This window comes from Exiguobacterium sp. s95, from assembly GCF_018618655.1.
Taxonomy (GTDB): Bacteria; Bacillota; Bacilli; order Exiguobacteriales; family Exiguobacteriaceae; genus Exiguobacterium_A; species Exiguobacterium_A oxidotolerans.
Map to the genome: position 1 here is coordinate 1 of NZ_JACSMM010000022.1, position 533 is coordinate 533.

Sequence of the window (533 nt, forward strand, 5' to 3'; positions counted from 1 at the left end):
GCTTTCGAGATGTCATACATGCGGCTGTATCCTTCACGGAACGTGTTGTACGATCCTTCATAGTCGCCTGCTGCATACTCTTGGAATGTTTTATAGACGTCCGCTTCGTGAGCACGAAGGACTTCTTCAGCTGCTTCCTTCGGAAGTTCGCCTTCTGTCGCAGCGTCGAGGAATGTCGAGAGATCCTGGACGAATTCTTCTGTCTCGGCTTTCGAAGCGTTGATGCCTTCCTGGTCATCCGCTTTGACGGCTTTGACGAGGTCCGTTGTGTATTTGTTGTGATCGACGAAGATTTTTTCGAATTGTTTCGCGCCTTCGTCGCCATAGACTGAAGCGATTGCCGGTGTCATGTCGAGTGCGTTCTGTTTGAGTGCTGCTTCATAATACTCAGCATCTTTTGAACCGTCATATTGTTTTTTCATGTCCATGACGGCAAGCACGAAGTGCTCAGAAAGCAATTGGTCGAGTGTCGCACGAAGATCTGCTGCTTTCGTTTTGACCGTGACGTTTTTTGCTTTGTCCTCATGCATCAT

At 48.4% G+C, this 533-nt stretch carries 1 pseudogene; it reads right to left on the bottom strand.

What is annotated here, in order from left to right:
• A pseudogene (locus KNP99_RS15200) lies at positions 1–533 on the bottom strand (copper amine oxidase); the annotation flags it as partial.